Below are 15,953 nucleotides of genomic sequence, written 5' to 3'. Positions count from 1 at the left end.
CCGACAGCTATAATTTGAGCCGTTGCTGTACCGAGGATTTACAAGGCAAGCCGTGTGCCTTTTCAGGGGAGAATGATGTCTACAATCAACGATGTATCACGTCTGGCCGGAGTGTCTAAGGCCACAGTTTCGCGTGTGTTGAGCGGTTCACGAGGAGTAAAGGAGGCTAGCCGGCTTGCGGTTTTACGTGCGGTTGATGAGCTTAATTATCGGCCCAACGTGATTGCCCAATCGCTGCTGAGTCAGTCCACCGGCTGCATTGGCGTCATTTGTGCGATGGAGAATATTAACCAGACCACCGGCTATCTCTACGCGCTGGAAAAGCAATTTAGCCAGCATCAGAAACACCTGCTGCTGCGTTTTGCCAATACGCGAACCGGCGTGATGTCGGCACTCGATGAATTGACCAGCGGGCTGTGCGATGACGTGCTGGTGATCGGGGCGCGTTTTCCGCTGGAAGTCGATAGCGACAATGTGGTGCTGATTGACTGCCCTGAAGCGGAAAACACCAACAGCATCCAGTTCGATCACGTCTTTGCCGCGGAAACCGCCTGCAACTATCTCGCAAGCCAGGGCCGCCGCCAGATTGCGCTGATTCAGCCGTTGGGCAGCGGTTTTGCCGACGACGTGCTGCTGGGCTATAAGCAGGGGCTGGAGAAAAACTTTCTGCCGTTTAATCGCAACCTGGTGTTCATGGACAGCAACTCTTCGACCGTGGCGTTGCAGGAACTGCTAAACAATGCCAGCACCGTCAACTTCAATGCGCTGCTGGTGGCCGATGAACAGGAAGCGCAGCGGGTGATCCCGCAACTCCTGGCGTTCAACAAACGGGTGCCGGAAGATGTGATGGTCTTTAGCCTTGCGGGGACGCTGCATCTGCCGGGCATTCCGACCATTCCGGCTATCGAATACTCGATGGACGCCATTGCCGCGCGCATTGTGCACTGGCTGGAAGAGAAAACACAGATGCCGGGAAATAACGCATTTCGTGGTGATTTGATTATTCCGGAGATGCATAAACGCTAATGATGTCGCCATCAGGCGTTGTGCGGCACGTTGCCGGATAGCCGTTTTAGCTTATCCGGCCAACGATTACTGAATGTTATTTGGTGGGGCACTGAATGCTTTTAATCGCCTTTTCATAGGCAGAACGATCGTTCTTATCCAGCGCCCGGGTGGCGCTCTGCACCGCGATTTTGTTGTCTTTTGACTCCAGTACGCGGTTGGCAAACGTGGAATCACTTAACCCACTGCTTGCCGGGCAATTCTGCTTCACGTCTTTTACCACCTGCTGTTTTTGCTGCTCAAACTTCAGCCCCTCCAGCGGTGCGGCCAGCGCGACAGCGGGCAACAGCAGGGAGGCGGCAAGCGACACGACGATACTGACTTTCTTCATTGCGGATATCCTTATGTTAATGCGCTTAGGTAACTATAGACGTATTCCCCGGAACATCATTCTGCGTAGCGGTTTCCCGCCAAATGATAGCGTTGCACTGGCACATTAACACCTTTCGTCGCGGCTCGTAAAAGCGGTAAATCAGGCCTGCTTTTACGCTGCTCTGCGCGTAGAGTCCCGCTATCAGTTCTCTGGATGATGGAACATCATGACGACTTCTACGCCGCACGATGCGGTCTTCAAACAGTTTTTATGCCACCCGGAAACGGCGCGGGATTTTCTGACTATTCATCTGCCGGAGGCGCTAAGGTCTCTGTGCGACCTGCAAACGCTAACGCTGGCATCCGGCAGTTTTATTGAGCCGAGCCTTCGTGCCTATTATTCCGATGTGTTGTGGTCGTTACAGACCACGGAAGGTGAAGGCTATATCTACGTGGTGATTGAACACCAAAGCTCGCCAGACGCACATATGGCATTTCGCCTGTTGCGCTACGCGCTGTCGGCGATGCAGCGTCATCTGGATGCAGGTCACCCGACGCTACCGCTGGTGATCCCTATGCTCTTTTATCACGGGATGCAAAGTCCCTATCCCTTTTCGTTGTGCTGGCTGGACGAGTTCGCGAATCCGGTAGCGGCTCGTGCGCTGTACGCCGACGCGTTCCCGTTGGTGGATATCACGGTCGTGCCAGACGACGAGATTATGCATCACCGACGAATCGCGCTGCTGGAGCTGGTACAAAAGCATATTCGTCAGCGCGATCTGCTGGGGCTGGTTGACAGGCTAGCCCTGTTGCTCGTTACTGGATGTGCTAATGACAGCCAGATGGAAGCGCTGTTTAATTATTTGCTGCGGTCAGGAGATGCGGTGCGCTTTCATGAATTTCTCCAGGCTGCGGTCGCGCGTTTACCCGAACAGAAGGAGAAGATGATGACGATTGCGGAGAGGCTGCGGGAAGAGGGGCATCTGGCGGGATTACAAATGGGGGTTCAGCAGGGGTTGCAACAGGGCATTCAGCAGGAAGCCCAGCGCATTGCCCGGACCATGCTGGAAAACGGTATAGATATCGCCCTGGTTCAGCTAATCACCGGGCTTTCGGCTGACGAACTGGCATCACTGCGCCATTAACATCAGGCCCGATAGCCAGATGCTATCGGGCAGCACGTCGCTACGCCGTCTTTGTTCTGCGGCGTGAGTCCAGTGAAATCAGCACCACCGAGGAGAGGATCAGCAGCGTGCCCAGCCAGTCCGGCAGGGTGAAGCTAATGCCCAACAGCAGCAGGGACAGTAATGCGCTGCTGAGCGGTTCGGCGCAGCTGAGGATGCTGGCTTTCGGGCCGCCGATCATCTGCGCCCCTTTAAGGTACAGGCTGAAGGTGAGGGAGGTGCCAATCACTACCAGGTAGAAGAATGCCAGCAGCAGGTTGCCGGTAATCACCACGTTGGCACCATCTCCCGCGTAGAACGGCAGCAGCATCGCGCCGCCGAGCAGCATGCTCCAGCCAACGATAGGCAGCGTGCCGTAGCGGGCAATCAGCGTGGACGGGTAGGTGGTGTAAAACGCCGCAGCGAAGGCTGAGGCGATACCCCAGAACAGCGCCGCGCCGGAAATCGACAGCGACGTCGGGTCACCGTGGGTGACCAGCAAGAAGGTGCCGATAAGCGAGGTGGCAATGGCGGCAAAGACGAAGCGTCCGGGGCGGGCTTTACGCACGATGGCGAACCAGGCGACGATAATGGTCGGCGACAGGAACTGCAAAATTGTCGCGGTGGCGGCGTTGGATTTTTCAATCGCCAGCAGGAAGGTGAGCTGAACGGTCATCGCGCCGACAAGAGAGAACAGCAGCAGGCTGAGAATATCTTTACGGTCTTTCAGAATGCGGAAAATGCCGTCGCCGTGCAGGAAGGAGAACGTCAGCAGGATAAAGCCACCGGAGAGCAGGCGAATCATCGTCAGAAACGGTGACGGCATCTGGCTGTGTTCCATGATGTACTGTGCACAAACGCCTGAACTTCCCCACAATATCGCTGCAACTAAGACGTTCAGCATCCCTTTTCTGGTGGCACCCATTTTTCCTCAACCCTGTCATATGATTTTATTCTGACGGGCATCATAGCATGGGCTGAGGCTTGCCCCCAGCGGTGCGCCGGGGGCAAAAGGGTTAGCTGAGATCGACGTTTTTACTGCCAAACAGCCAGGTGAGCAGGAAGCCGAAGAAGTAGGCCACCAGCAGGCCCGCGGCGTAGACCGCCATCCCGGCGTAGATGCCGCTGTGCGAGGTCATCAGCGGCAGTGCCACCAGGCCAGATGGACCAAAGACGGTGTTGAGGCCAACCGGCAGCCCGAGCCAGGCCACCAGACCGATAAAGAAGCCCCCGCAGGCACCGCCGAGACAGGCGGTGACAAACGGCTTCATGCGCGGCAGCGTGACGCCGTAAATCAGCGGCTCGCCCACGCCGAGCAGGCCGGGAATGATGGCGCCTTTGATCTGCGTACGCAGCAGAGAATCCTGCTTCGCGCGGACGTAGAGCGCCAGCGCCGCACCCACCTGACCCGCACCGGCCATTGCCAGAATGGTGAACAGCGAGTTGAAGCCTTGCGCTTCCATCAGCGCAAAATAGACCGGCACAAAGCCCTGATGCACGCCGAACATCACCGCCAGCAGGAACAGACCGGCCAGCACCGCAGAGCCGAACGGGTTGCCGTTGAGGTGCAGGAACAGCCAGGACATCCCGGTAAACAGGTAGCCGCCGATAGGCATAATCACCACGAAGGTGACCGCGCCCATGATCAGCAGCGTCACCGCCGAGGTGAGGATCATATCCAGGTTGGCGGGCATGATGCGGCGCACCCGTTTTTCGACCCACGCGCCAATAATCGAGGCGATCAGCACGCCGATAATATTGCCGCGCGGGTCGATGCCGTGGCCGAAGAAATCGGTGATGCCGGAGTAGAAACCGACGGTGGCCTTCGGGTCATAGCCGAGGATAAACAGCGCGGCGATGATGGCCCCGTTGACGCCGGAGCCGCCAAAGGCTTTCTGCGCGTTATAGCCAATGAGAATGCTCAGGAAGGTGAACATCCCTTTGCTGAAGATTTTCATGTAGCTGATGATGCCCACCAGCGTGGCGTTGGGATGCGCGTTCTCCAGCACGAAAAGCTGCTCGGCGAGCGTGGCGAAGCCCAGCAGCAGCCCGACGGCGATAAAGCCCGGAATCAACGGGGTAAAGATGGTGGCAAACTTCGCCAGAAACTTCTGCACGCCGCCGGTCTGTTTACCCTTCAGCTCCTGTTTTTTGGCGCTGGCGATATCGGCGAGTGACTCGCCGCTGGCGGGTGTTTGCTGCGCGGCAGGTTCGTTTTCCAGCAGTTCGTTCATCAGCTCGGCAGCGGTTTGCGCTTTGCCCGGCCCGAGGATTATCTGGAACTGCTCCTCGCTGACGACGACGCCCAGCACGCCTTCGACCTGGCGGATGGCCGTCACGTCGGCGTGGATGTCGCTGCGTAAGGTTAAACGCAGACGGGTCATGCAATTACCCGCCTGGACTACGTTCGGCGCGCCGCCAACCAGGTCGAGGAGGCGAGCTATCATCGCTTTATTTATTTTGGCCATTCCACGGTATCCCAGTCAGTCGAATCAGTGTTTTAACGCTTTACGGATAAAGCCGTTGTTGTCCGCCAGCAGCTGTTTGGCTTCTTCGGCGCTCAGGTTTGCCAGCACCATGACGATGGCGGTTTTGCAGTGACGTCCGCAGGCGTCCAGCGCCGCCTGCGCGGTGGCGCGGTCGCATTCGGTGGCTTCCATTACGATGGAAATCTGACGCTCAATCAGCTTGGCGTTGGTGGCTTCCACGTCCACCATCAGGTTGCTGTAGACCTTGCCGCTGCGGATCATCGCGCCGGTGGTAATCATGTTCAGCACCAGCTTCTGCGCGGTGCCTGCTTTCAGACGAGTAGAGCCGGTGACCACTTCCGGGCCGACAACCGGAGTGATGGCGATATCCGCGCGCTGCGCCATTTCGCCGTGCGGGTTGCAGCTCACAATGGCGACCAGCGCGTTCTGTTGGTGGGCGTATTCCATGGCACCGAGTACGTACGGGGTGCGGCCGCTGGCGGCGATGCCGACCAGTACATCGCGTTTGTTAAAGCCCAGCGCCTGTAAATCTTCTGCGCCGCGCGCCGCGTTGTCTTCCACGTTTTCTACGGCTTTCAGAATGGCGGTATGGCCACCGGCAATCAGGCCAACAACCTGTTCCGGGCGGGTGCCGAAGGTCGGCGGGCATTCGCTGGCATCGAGAATGCCTAAACGCCCGGAGGTGCCTGCGCCGATGTAAATCAGACGGCCGCCGTGGCGGAAGGCGTCGGCTACGGCGTCAACGAGCTGGGCAATTTGCGGAATGTAAGGGGTGATCGCATGGGCAACCAACTGATCTTCGTTGTTAATCACCGTCAGCATGGCTTCGGTAGAGAGGGTGTCAATGTTGGCGCTGTTGGCGTTGCGGCGTTCGGTCAGCAGTTTGCTCAGGTCGATACTCATAGGAAACCTCATCATTCTCAGTGGCAGGCAGTATAAGGAATTAATTATTCCAATCATGTGAAGAGTATCACGATTAATGCGTTGGAGATACGCGGTGAATTCGCTGGTGGTAGGAAAGTCGCGGTAATAACATTGGAATATTTTATTACCGCAACAGGGATTGTTATGCTTCGCGAGGTTTAAGCAGGCCGAAGAATAGCGCCAGCGCGTAGGAAATCGCCATGGCGAGGCTCATCTTGAGCATCGTTTCGCCGCCAAGCCCCGCGAGCGGCGCGGCGATGCCGCCGCAGACAAACATCAGGGTGCCCATCAGCGCCGAGGCGGTGCCCGACTGCGCGCTCTCCACCGCGTTCATTGCCTCGGCCCCGGAGACGGTGCTGATACCGCTCATAAACGACACGGTGAAGAACAGCCCCACCAGCGCCAGCACGGCGTGCTGTTGCCAGGCGAGCAGTAGTGTCACCAGCGCGCAGAATACTGCCAGCAGCAGGCCGCGTCGCAGCAAGGTTTCTGCGGGAGTACGGCGGGCCAGGCGGGAGAAAATCAGCGCAGCGATAATCAGCCCGATGCCGTTCAGGCCAAACAGCAGGCTGAACTGCATGGCGCTCATGCCGTATTCGCTTTGAATAACGAACGACGATGAACCGATGTAGGAGAACAGCCCGGCCATCATAAAGGCCTGAATCAGGCAGTAGCGCATAAAGCGGCGGTTCTTCAGTACCGGCGTACCTTTAGCCTGCTGCGCGGTATTGGCGCTTTTTGGCGGTAGCGTTTCATGCAGCACGACGAGGCTCAGGAGCAGCAGCACCGCGCCGATCCCCGCCATCGTCCAGAACAGAATGCGCCAGTCGAAGGCGGTGATGATATAGCCGCCCAGCACCGGAGAGAGCACCGGGGCGATGCCGTTGACGGTCATCAGCAGGGCGAAAAATTGCGTCAGCTGCGCGCCCTGATAACGGTCGCGGGCGATGGAGCGCGACAGTACGGAACCGCCTGCACCCGCAAAGCCCTGCAGGAAGCGCCAGGCGATCAGCATATGAATATCGTGCGTGGCGGCGCACATTGCTGAGGAAAAGATAAACAGCAACAGGGAGATAGCCAGCGGCTTGCGGCGGCCGATGCGGTCGCTGAGCGGGCCGAAAAATAGCTGGCCGAGACCCAGGCCGATAAGCGCAGCGGTGAGCGACAGCTGGGTCTGGGTGCCGGTGGCGCTCAACTGGTCTGTGATTTCCGGCAGCGCCGGTAGGTAAAAGTCGGTACACAGTGGGCCGATGGCGCAAAGCAGGCCCAGCACCACGACCCAGGAAAGGGAAATACGCGGCATGAAAGCTCCTTTTTATTTTTCATAATCAATGTGGGGATGGTGCGGACAGCACCCTCACCCCGGCCCTCTCCCTGGAAGGGAGAGGGAGAAAAAGATCCCCTCACTCCTTCGGGGAGAGGGTTAGGGTGAGGGGAAACCCCTGCACCAACACATCAGCTCGCTCCGCCCCCCAATGACTGCCACAGCGTGATCCGGTTCGCCAGATCCGTTTCCTGCAGCGCAATCAGCGTCTGCTGTGCCGACCACAGCGTGCGCTGCGCCGTCAGTGCGGTCAGGTAATCCCCGACGCCCGCCTGATAGCGCTTCATTGCCACGTCCAGCGTCTGCTGCTCCGCCGCCACGTACTGGCGCTGGGCATCCAACTGCTCGCCCAGCGTCTGGCGACGCGCCAGCGCATCCGCCACGTCTTTAAACGCGCTCTGAATCGTCTTTTCGTAGGTGGCAATCAGCCCCTTTTTTTCCGCCTCGGCGTAGCGCAGCTGCGCCAGATTGCTGCCGCCGGTAAACAGCGGCAGTGAAATGGACGGCGCAAATGACCAGACGCTCATGCCGTGGCTAAACAGTGAAGATAGCGCATCGCTGCCCACTCCGGCGCTGGCGGTGAGTGAAATGGTTGGGAAGAAGTTGGCGCGCGCCGCGCCGATATTGGCGTTGGCGCTCTTCAGATTGTGCTCCGCTTCCTGAATATCCGGGCGCGTTAGCAGTACCGACGACGAGACGCCCGCCGGGACCAGTGAGATGGTGTTGGCGGCCAGGCTCTCCAGCGTGCCGGGGAGCAGGGCGTCCGGTACCGTTTCACCCGCCAGCAGATTAATGGCGTTTTTATCCTGCATCACCAGCGTCTGATAGCTGGCGACGCTGGCGCGGGCCTGCTGGTAGACGCTCATCGCTTCGCTGACGTCGGTAGCTGCCGCGGTGCCAACCTGCTGCTGGCGCTGGACGATTTTCAGCGAGTCCGCGGCGCTCGCCATGGTTTGCTGCGCCAGCGCCAGATTGCTGTTATCCGCCGCCAGCGTCACCCACGCGCTGGTCAGTTCGGCAATCATCGTCAGGCGGGTGTTCTGCGCGGTGAATTCGCTGGCAAGCCAGGTTTCGCGCGCCGCGCGGGACAGGCTCTGATTACGGCCAAACAGATCCAGCTCGAAGCTGGAAACTGCGCCGTCGGCCTGCGCGGTGGTGCTCACGCCGCTGGCCAGCGTGCGGCTGCGGGTGTTGCTGAGCTCGGCGTTGACGGTTGGCATCAGCGACGCACGGGTTTCACCGTATTGCGCGCGGGCGGCATCAATGTCGGCAATGGCTTTTTGCACATCGCGGTTGCTGCTAAGCGCCTGGCTCACCAGCTTTTGCAGGCGCACATCGTTCACCACCTGCTGCCAGTTACCGACAACCGCGGTGGCTTCGCCGTGGCTGCCCGGCAGGCTCGCCGGGATGGGCGCGTCCGGGCGCTGATAGTTGGGGTCCATCGACACGCAGCCAACGCTCAGGAACGCAATAAATAACAAAGACAAACGAAACATAACTTACTCCTGACGACCGCGTTTGCCGGCGAACAGACGTTTCACCAGCACAAAGAACAGAGGAACAAAGAAAATCGCCAGCAGGGTAGCCGTTAGCGTACCGCCGATAATCCCGGTACCGATAGCGACGCGGCTATTCGCGCCCGCGCCGGTGGCGACCGCCAGCGGCATCACCCCAGCGATAAACGCCAGTGAGGTCATGATGATTGGACGCAGACGGGTTTGCGCCGCTCGCATGGCCGCGCGGGTCAGCGAGTAGCCCTGCGCCACGGAGGCTTCGGCGAACTCGACGATCAGAATGGCGTTTTTCGACGACAGCCCGATGGTGGTCAGCAGCGCCACCTGGAAATAGACGTCGTTGCTGAGCCCGCGCATCCACGCCGCTAACGCCGCACCAAGCAGGCCGAGCGGGATAACCATGATGACCGAAAACGGCACCGACCAGCTTTCATACAGCGCGGCCAGGCAGAGGAACACCACCAGAATGGAGATGGCGTACAGGCTCATCGCCTGACCACTTGCCAGTTTTTCCTGTAGCGACAGGCCGCTCCACGCCCAGGTGGTACCCGCGGGCAGGCTGTTGGCCAGCGCTTCCATCTTCGCCATCGCCACGCCGGAGCTAAAGCCGTCGGCGTTCTCGCCCTGGATTTCATAGGCCGCGGAGCCGTTGTAGCGCACCAGACTTTCCGGGCCGTATTCCCAGCGTGTGGTGGCGAAGGCGGAGAATGGCGTCATGCTGTCATCGCTGCCGCGTACGAACCATTTCCCGAGATCCGACGGCACGGCGCGCGCATCGCTATCGCCCTGGATGTAGACCTTTTTCACGCGTCCGCGGTCGATAAAGTCATTCACGTAGGTCCCGCCCCAGGCGCTGGAGAGCGTCGAGGTGACGTCGCTCAGCGACAGGCCCAGCGAGACGGCTTTGTTGTTGTCGATATCCACCTGGAGCTGCGGCATCTGCGGTAGGTCGTTGGCGCGCACGGCGTGCAGCGATGGGTCCTGGTTGGCGGCCTGAATCAGCTGGTTGCGCATTTTCAGCAGCGTATCGCGGTCGGTCGCGCCGTTGGCCATCAGCTCAAAGGTGAAACCGTTGCTCTGCCCCAGACCGTCAACGGCGGGCGGGGTCATGGCGAACAGCGTGGCGTCACGAATGCTGCTGAGCTCTTTGGTGGCGCGCAGCGCAATGGCCTGCGCGCTGTTCTCTTCGCCTGGGCGCAGCGACCAGTTTTTCAGTGCGACAAACGCCATCCCGGCGTTCTGTCCGCTGCCGCTAAAGCTGAAACCATCGACGGTGAAAATCACATTGGTGTTGGCTTTCTCTTTGGTCAGGAACCAGTCGATCACCTGCTGGCGTACTTCGGCGGTACGGGAAGCCGTGGCACCTGCGGGCAGGGTGTACTGCACCATCACATCGCCCTGATCTTCTACCGGCAGGAAGCTGCCCGGCAGTTTCCACATCGCCAGCGCCATGCCGCCGCAGATGGCGAGATAAACCACCATCACCACGCCAGAGCGGCGCAGGACGTTCATCACCCGGTGTTTGTAGCCGTGCTCGGTGGCGCTGTAGAAGCGGTTAAACTTGCCGAAGAAGCCCTTTTTATGCGGCGGCGTGTGGTGAAGAATAGAGCCGCACAGCGCGGGCGTCAGGGTCAAGGCGACCACCACCGACAGCATCATGGCCGAGATAATGGTGACCGAGAACTGACGGTAGATAACCCCGGTGGAGCCGCCGAAGAAGGCCATCGGTAGGAACACCGCCGACAGCACCAGCGCGATGGCAATCAGCGCGCCGGAGATTTCACCCATCGATTTTTCGGTGGCTTCGCGGGCGGGCAGCCCTTCGTCGCGCATAATACGCTCGACGTTTTCCACCACCACGATGGCATCATCCACCAATAAGCCTATCGCCAGCACCATCGCGAATAGCGTCAGGGTGTTGATGGAGTAGCCGAACAGCGCCAGCACGCCGAAGGTGCCGAGCAGTACCACCGGTACCGCCAATGCGGGGATCAGCGTCGCGCGGATGTTTTGCAGGAACAGGTACATCACGCAGACCACCAGCGCGATGGCCTCAAACAGCGTTTTCACCACGTCTTCGACGGAGATCTTGATGAATTCGGTGCTGTCTTTCGGGAAGGCGACTTCGTAGCCCTGCGGCATATTGCGCTGGAACTCGGCGATTTTGTCCTTCACGCGGGTGGCGGTATCGAGTGCGTTCGCGCCCGGTGCCAGCATCACCGCAACCCCGGCGGCCGGGTGGCCGTTGAGCTTGGCGGTGGCGGTGTAGTCTTCGCTGCCCATCTCAACGCGGGCGACGTCGCCAATGCGCACCACCGAGCCGTTAGACTGGCTTTTCACGATGATATCTTTGAACTGTTCGACCGTTTGCAGACGCGACTGCGCGCGCACGGTGGCGGTAAGCTGCTGCGTGTTTGGCGACGGCAGCGCGCCGATTTTACCGGCAGATACCTGCACGTTCTGCGCTTCAATCGCCGTTTCGACGTCGGACGGCATCAGCGAATAAGAGGCCAGCTTCGCCGGGTCCATCCAGATGCGCATGGCGTATTCTGCGCCGAATACCTGCAGGCTACCAACGCCTTCAATACGCGCCATCGGGTCCTGCATGTTGCTGACCAGCCAGTCGGCGATGTCCGAGCTGGTGGCGTTATCGGTGGTGTCGTAAACCGCCATGATCAACAGGAAGCTGCTCTGGGATTTCACCACCGTCACGCCAGCCTGCTGAACCTCGCTCGGCAGGCGGGATTCGGCCTGCTGCACCTTGTTCTGCACCTGCACCTGCGCGGTATCCGGGTCGGTACCCTGCTCGAAGGTGACGTTGATGCTGACCGTACCGTCGGAGCTGCTGGTGGACGAGAAGTAGAGCAGGTTATCGAGGCCGGTAAGCTGCTGTTCAATGACTTGAGTGACGCTGTTTTCCAGCGTATCAGCGGAAGCCCCGGTGTAAGAGGCGGAAATCTGGATGGTTGGCGGTGCCACGTCCGGATACTGCGCCACCGGTAGCGTCTGAATGGCCAGCATCCCGGCGAGCATAATCAGAATGGCGATAACCCAGGCGAAGACCGGGCGACGCACGAAGAAGCGAGAGAACATCAGGCTTTGCCTCCGTTGCTTTGCACGGCAACGGGTTTCACCGTCTGCCCGACCGTCACTTTATCGGTACCTTCAACAATCAGCTGGTCGCCGTTTTTCAGACCGCTTTGTACTAGCCATTTGTCGCCGTAAGTGCCGTCGGTTTCCAGCGTGCGCTGCTCAACCTTGTTATTCGCATCAACGACTAACGCGGTGGCGTTGCCCTTCACGTCGCGAGTGATACCCTGCTGCGGGGCAAGAATCGCCTCGCTCATCACCCCTTCGTCAATGCGGGCGCGTACGAACATACCCGGCAGCAGTTGGTGCTGTGGGTTAGGGAACACGGCGCGTAGCGTGACCGAGCCGGTGGATTCATCCACCGCCACTTCGGTGAGCGCCAGGCGGCCTTTTTCGCTGTAGGTGCTGCCATCTTCCAGGGTCAGCGTCACGCTCAGGGTATCGCTGTTAGTCGCCAGCGACTGCTTGCGCAGGCGCAGCAGGTCGACGCTGGAGCGGGTGAGGTCAACGTAGATGGTGTCGAGGCCGCGAATGGTGGCAAGCGCGGTGGTCTGTTCGGCGGTGACCAACGCCCCCGGCGTGACGGAAGAGATGCCGATGCGCCCGGCAATCGGCGCGGTGACGGTGGTCCAGTCGAGGTTAATGCGCGCGCTCTCCAGCGCCGCTTTTTTGGACTCGACGCTGGCTTTGTCCTGGGCGCAGGTGGACTGCGCATCGTCGGCATCCTGCCGCGATACGCCGTTATCTTTCACTAACAGCGCGTAACGCTGCGCCTTCTGGCAGTCTGCCACGACCAACGCCTGCGCCTGCTTCAACGCGGCGGCGGCTTCGTTATAGGTGGCGCGGAAGCTGGACGGGTCAATCTGGTACAGCGGCTGGCCCGCTTTGACGTTATCGCCTTCATTAAAAAGCCGTTTCTGGACGATGCCGGAGACCTGCGGACGCACCTCGGCGCTTAGCGCGGCGGTGGTACGCCCGGTCAGGTCGCTGACCACGGAAACGGGTTGGCTTTTTAATGTGACGATACCCACTTCCTGAGCGGGACGCTCTGGAGAGGCGGTAGGTGCATTATCGCATCCGCTCAGGAGAAATAATGCCGCGATGGTGGTTGTTATGTATTTCATATTTTTCTCTGGGTGAACGACACCCTCCTCGCCGAATAGGGGTGAGGATTTCAGGTGTAAAAAAGCCTGCGTCTCCGGTGGGCTGGAAACGACAAAAGGGGGATAAAAATATCCCCTGGTATCTAAATGGAATTAATTATTTTGCGGATACGAGCATATTAATAATTTCCTGATAGATTTTTTCCATCTCGTCAGACGGCACCTGTTGGGGGATCTGACGGCGATAAATCGTGCCTTCAACCATCACCGCCATCACTTCTACGCAGCAGCGGATTCGGCTTTCGCTTAACTCGGGATAGGTTTTACGCAGATGCTCGCAGGCGTTGGCAAACATGCGTTCATCGGCGGCGTTCAGCCAGGCGGCGACCTGCGGGTTGCGGGTGGCTTCGGCGGACATTTCCAGCATCAGCGCATCGTCGTCTTCGCTCAGCGTTTCGCGCCACGCCAGCATGTGCGGCATCAGATGGGTCTGGGTTTTGCCCTCCATCTCGGCGATGCGATAGTCGATAATCCGGCGGATCATCTCTTCGATAATGGCGTCTTTGTTGCTGAAATAACGGTAGATTTGTCCGACGCTAAGCTTCGCTTCGGCGGCAATCTGCGACATGCTGGCGGCATGAAAACCACTGTTGCGAAAGCAGCGGCGGGCAGCGGCGATGATATCGTCCTGGCGGGCTTTTTGCCTGGCTTCCAGCTTGCTGGTCATGCATGTCTCCGTGAAAGTTGATAGTGAGAACGATCGTTCTCATTTTCGTCCATTATACGTAGCGAGCGTCCGATGAAAAGCATTTTCTGATACTGTTTTTTCCTTTTTTTATTTGTGCAAAAAAGAATGGAGAAAAAAAGAATTTTTTGTGAAATTAACCCTGCCGGCCAATAAAAATAAGGAATAAATATGCCTTTTGTTATTAAAGAAATTATTACGCAGGAAGATAAAGACGAATTACTCACTGGGCTTCGCGCCTATAACCGTCAGTTTGTGGATACCACAGACTGGTGCGATGTCTGCGTTTACCTGCGCGACGAGCAGGACGTGATGCGTGGCGGCCTAATTGGTCAGCGCAAAGGCGACTGGCTCAGTATCGACTATCTGTGGGTGTGTGAAACGGTGCGTGGCGACGGGGTCGGCAGCGAGCTTATCAAGCGCGCGGAGGCGCTGGCGCGGGAGAAAGGTTGCCGCCATGCGCTGGTGGACACCATTAGCTTCCAGGCGCTGCCGTTTTATCAGAAGCAGGGGTATGAGCTGGTGAAAACGCTGGAGGATTTCCCGCTGGCGGGGATGGCGCGGCACTATCTGACCAAGGCGTTGTGAGGGTTGCCGGATGGCGCTGCGCTTATCCGGCCTACGCCAATCTGTAGGCCGGATAAGGCATAGCGCTGTTTTACGCGTGCCGGGTTTTCAGCGGCGCCTCTTTCAGCCACCACGATAGCAGGAACGCCACCACCATAATGCAGGCCGCCATAATAAACGCCGCGTGAATCGCCGAGCCAAAGGCGCTGAGATAATCGCTGCGAATCGCCTCGGGCAACTGGTGAATCGACACCGGGTTCATCCCCGGTGGAATAGCCGCCCCTTCCGGTAACAGGCTGGTCAGCCGTGATTGCAGCACTGAGGTAAACACCGCGCCAAACAGCGCCACGCCGATGGAGCCACCAATGGAGCGGAATAGCGTCACCCCGGAAGTCGCCACGCCGTAAAGGTTCGCCGCCACGGTGTTTTGCACCGCCAGCACCAGCACCTGCATCACCATCCCCAGGCCCATTCCCAGCACGCCGGTAAACAGATACAGCTGCCAGGTTGGCGAGGTAATGGTAATGCGCGTCAGCAGCACCATGCCGATAAAGCCCATCAGCGTCCCGATGATCGGGTAAATGCGGTATTTCCCGGTGCGGCTAATGGCGCGGCCGCTGATAATCGAGGTGAGCAGCAGCCCGCCCATCAGCGGGATCAGCTGGAGCCCGGCCTCCGTCGGCGTGGCATTTTTCACCACCTGCAGATACAGCGGCAGGAAGGTCACCGAACCGAACAGCGACATACCGATGATAAAACCAATCAGGCTGCACAGCAGGAAGCTGCGGTTGCGGAACAGCGAGAGCGGAATGATCGGCTCAAACGCCAGCCGCTCTTCATAGATAAACCCGGCGATACCAATCAGGCCAAAGGCCAGAATGCACCACAGCTGCGGGTCGCTCCACTCGCGCACCGTGCCGCCTTCGGTGGTGAACAGGATGATGCACACCAGCGCCATGGTCAGGTAAATCGCCCCCAGCCAGTCAATCTGGTGCTGGCTGCGTTTGTTGCTGGAGTGGAATACCGCGCCAATAACAAACAGCGCGAACAGCCCCAGCGGCAGGTTGATGTAGAAGATCCAGCGCCAGGAAGCATGCTGCACGATAAAGCCGCCGATAAGCGGCCCGATGACCGTCGCCAGACCAAACACGCCGCCGAAAAGCCCCTGATAGCGCCCGCGTTCGGCAGGCGGGATCACGTCGGCTACCGCCGCCATGCTGATAACCATCAACCCACCGCCGCCGAGCCCCTGAAGGGCGCGCATCAGCACCAGCTGCGTCATGTTCTGCGCCAGCCCGCACAGCGCCGAGCCCGCGAGGAACAGCAGAATCGAGATTTGCAGCACCCGCTTGCGGCCAAACAGGTCGCCGAACTTACCGTACAGCGGCACCACAATGGTGGAGGTGAGGATATAGGCCGTCACCACCCAAGAAAGCTTGTCGAGTCCGCCCAGCTCGCCGACAATGGTCGGCAGCGCGGTGGAGACTATCGTCTGGTCGAGCGCGGAGAGCAGCATCACCAGCAGGAGTGCGCTGAACAGCAGACGGACTGAGGTGACACCCGCCTGTTGGGGCGGCTGCGCATTCGTCGTCGTTTCGGATGCCATCATGTTCTCACTTGAAATTAATTAAATGCATAATTAATATTTATTGAAGAT

Annotated in this window: 13 protein-coding genes; 3 read left to right on the top strand and 10 right to left on the bottom strand. The window is 59.0% G+C overall.

Features of this window, described 5'->3' with window-relative positions:
• Positions 1–75: 75 nt before the first annotated feature.
• Positions 76–1,026: a LacI family DNA-binding transcriptional regulator gene (locus tag ACH1XZ_RS12070; protein ID WP_395595762.1), complete on the top strand. Its 951-nt coding sequence runs from the start codon at positions 76–78 to the stop codon at positions 1,024–1,026.
• 76 nt (positions 1,027–1,102) lie between these two features.
• Here the strand turns inward: ACH1XZ_RS12070 and ACH1XZ_RS12065 are convergent, their stop codons facing one another.
• Positions 1,103–1,396 (bottom strand): YicS family protein, encoded by a 294-nt coding sequence (locus ACH1XZ_RS12065; RefSeq protein ID WP_395595761.1) that lies wholly within the window; start codon positions 1,394–1,396, stop codon positions 1,103–1,105.
• A gap of 208 nt (positions 1,397–1,604) precedes the next feature.
• Here ACH1XZ_RS12065 and ACH1XZ_RS12060 point away from each other — a divergent pair, with 208 nt between their 5' ends.
• Complete coding sequence (locus tag ACH1XZ_RS12060; protein ID WP_395595760.1) at positions 1,605–2,522, top strand: Rpn family recombination-promoting nuclease/putative transposase; 918 nt, start codon at positions 1,605–1,607, stop codon at positions 2,520–2,522.
• Between the two features lie 40 nt (positions 2,523–2,562).
• Here the strand turns inward: ACH1XZ_RS12060 and ACH1XZ_RS12055 are convergent, their stop codons facing one another.
• From ACH1XZ_RS12055 to ACH1XZ_RS12020, 8 genes are all read right to left on the bottom strand, one after another.
• Positions 2,563–3,465 (bottom strand): EamA family transporter, encoded by a 903-nt coding sequence (locus ACH1XZ_RS12055; RefSeq protein WP_395595759.1) that lies wholly within the window; start codon positions 3,463–3,465, stop codon positions 2,563–2,565.
• A gap of 91 nt (positions 3,466–3,556) precedes the next feature.
• Positions 3,557–5,008: a PTS N-acetylmuramic acid transporter subunit IIBC gene (gene murP, locus ACH1XZ_RS12050; protein ID WP_395595758.1), complete on the bottom strand. Its 1,452-nt coding sequence runs from the start codon at positions 5,006–5,008 to the stop codon at positions 3,557–3,559.
• Between the two features lie 24 nt (positions 5,009–5,032).
• Positions 5,033–5,932, bottom strand: coding sequence for an N-acetylmuramic acid 6-phosphate etherase (murQ, locus tag ACH1XZ_RS12045; protein ID WP_395595757.1), 900 nt, complete (start codon positions 5,930–5,932; stop codon positions 5,033–5,035).
• A gap of 163 nt (positions 5,933–6,095) precedes the next feature.
• Positions 6,096–7,256: a multidrug effflux MFS transporter gene (locus tag ACH1XZ_RS12040; RefSeq protein WP_395595756.1), complete on the bottom strand. Its 1,161-nt coding sequence runs from the start codon at positions 7,254–7,256 to the stop codon at positions 6,096–6,098.
• Positions 7,257–7,408: 152 nt separating this feature from the next.
• On the bottom strand, positions 7,409–8,773 hold the full coding sequence (locus ACH1XZ_RS12035; RefSeq protein ID WP_395595755.1) for an efflux transporter outer membrane subunit: 1,365 nt from the start codon (positions 8,771–8,773) through the stop codon (positions 7,409–7,411).
• 3 nt (positions 8,774–8,776) lie between these two features.
• Positions 8,777–11,884, bottom strand: coding sequence for an efflux RND transporter permease subunit (locus ACH1XZ_RS12030; RefSeq protein ID WP_395595754.1), 3,108 nt, complete (start codon positions 11,882–11,884; stop codon positions 8,777–8,779).
• Entirely contained in the window at positions 11,884–13,005 is a 1,122-nt protein-coding gene (locus ACH1XZ_RS12025; RefSeq protein ID WP_395595753.1) for an efflux RND transporter periplasmic adaptor subunit, read from the bottom strand. Before ACH1XZ_RS12025 ends, ACH1XZ_RS12030 begins: the two co-directional genes overlap by 1 nt.
• A 136-nt stretch (positions 13,006–13,141) precedes the next feature.
• Entirely contained in the window at positions 13,142–13,711 is a 570-nt protein-coding gene (locus tag ACH1XZ_RS12020; RefSeq protein ID WP_395595752.1) for a TetR/AcrR family transcriptional regulator, read from the bottom strand.
• 189 nt (positions 13,712–13,900) lie between these two features.
• On the opposite strand from ACH1XZ_RS12020, the gene ACH1XZ_RS12015 reads away from it, so the two are divergent.
• Complete coding sequence (locus tag ACH1XZ_RS12015; protein ID WP_333011091.1) at positions 13,901–14,317, top strand: GNAT family N-acetyltransferase; 417 nt, start codon at positions 13,901–13,903, stop codon at positions 14,315–14,317.
• Positions 14,318–14,387: 70 nt separating this feature from the next.
• Here the strand turns inward: ACH1XZ_RS12015 and ACH1XZ_RS12010 are convergent, their stop codons facing one another.
• A complete protein-coding gene (locus ACH1XZ_RS12010) occupies positions 14,388–15,902 on the bottom strand; it encodes an MDR family MFS transporter (protein WP_395595835.1) in 1,515 nt (504 codons plus the stop codon).
• Positions 15,903–15,953: the final 51 nt, after the last annotated feature.

It is taken from the genome of Kluyvera chengduensis, from assembly GCF_044197065.1.
GTDB classification, from domain to species: Bacteria; Pseudomonadota; Gammaproteobacteria; order Enterobacterales; family Enterobacteriaceae; genus Kluyvera; species Kluyvera ascorbata_C.
Note: the sequence above shows the minus strand (reverse complement) of the source record. Positions and strands in the feature narration are given on the sequence as shown.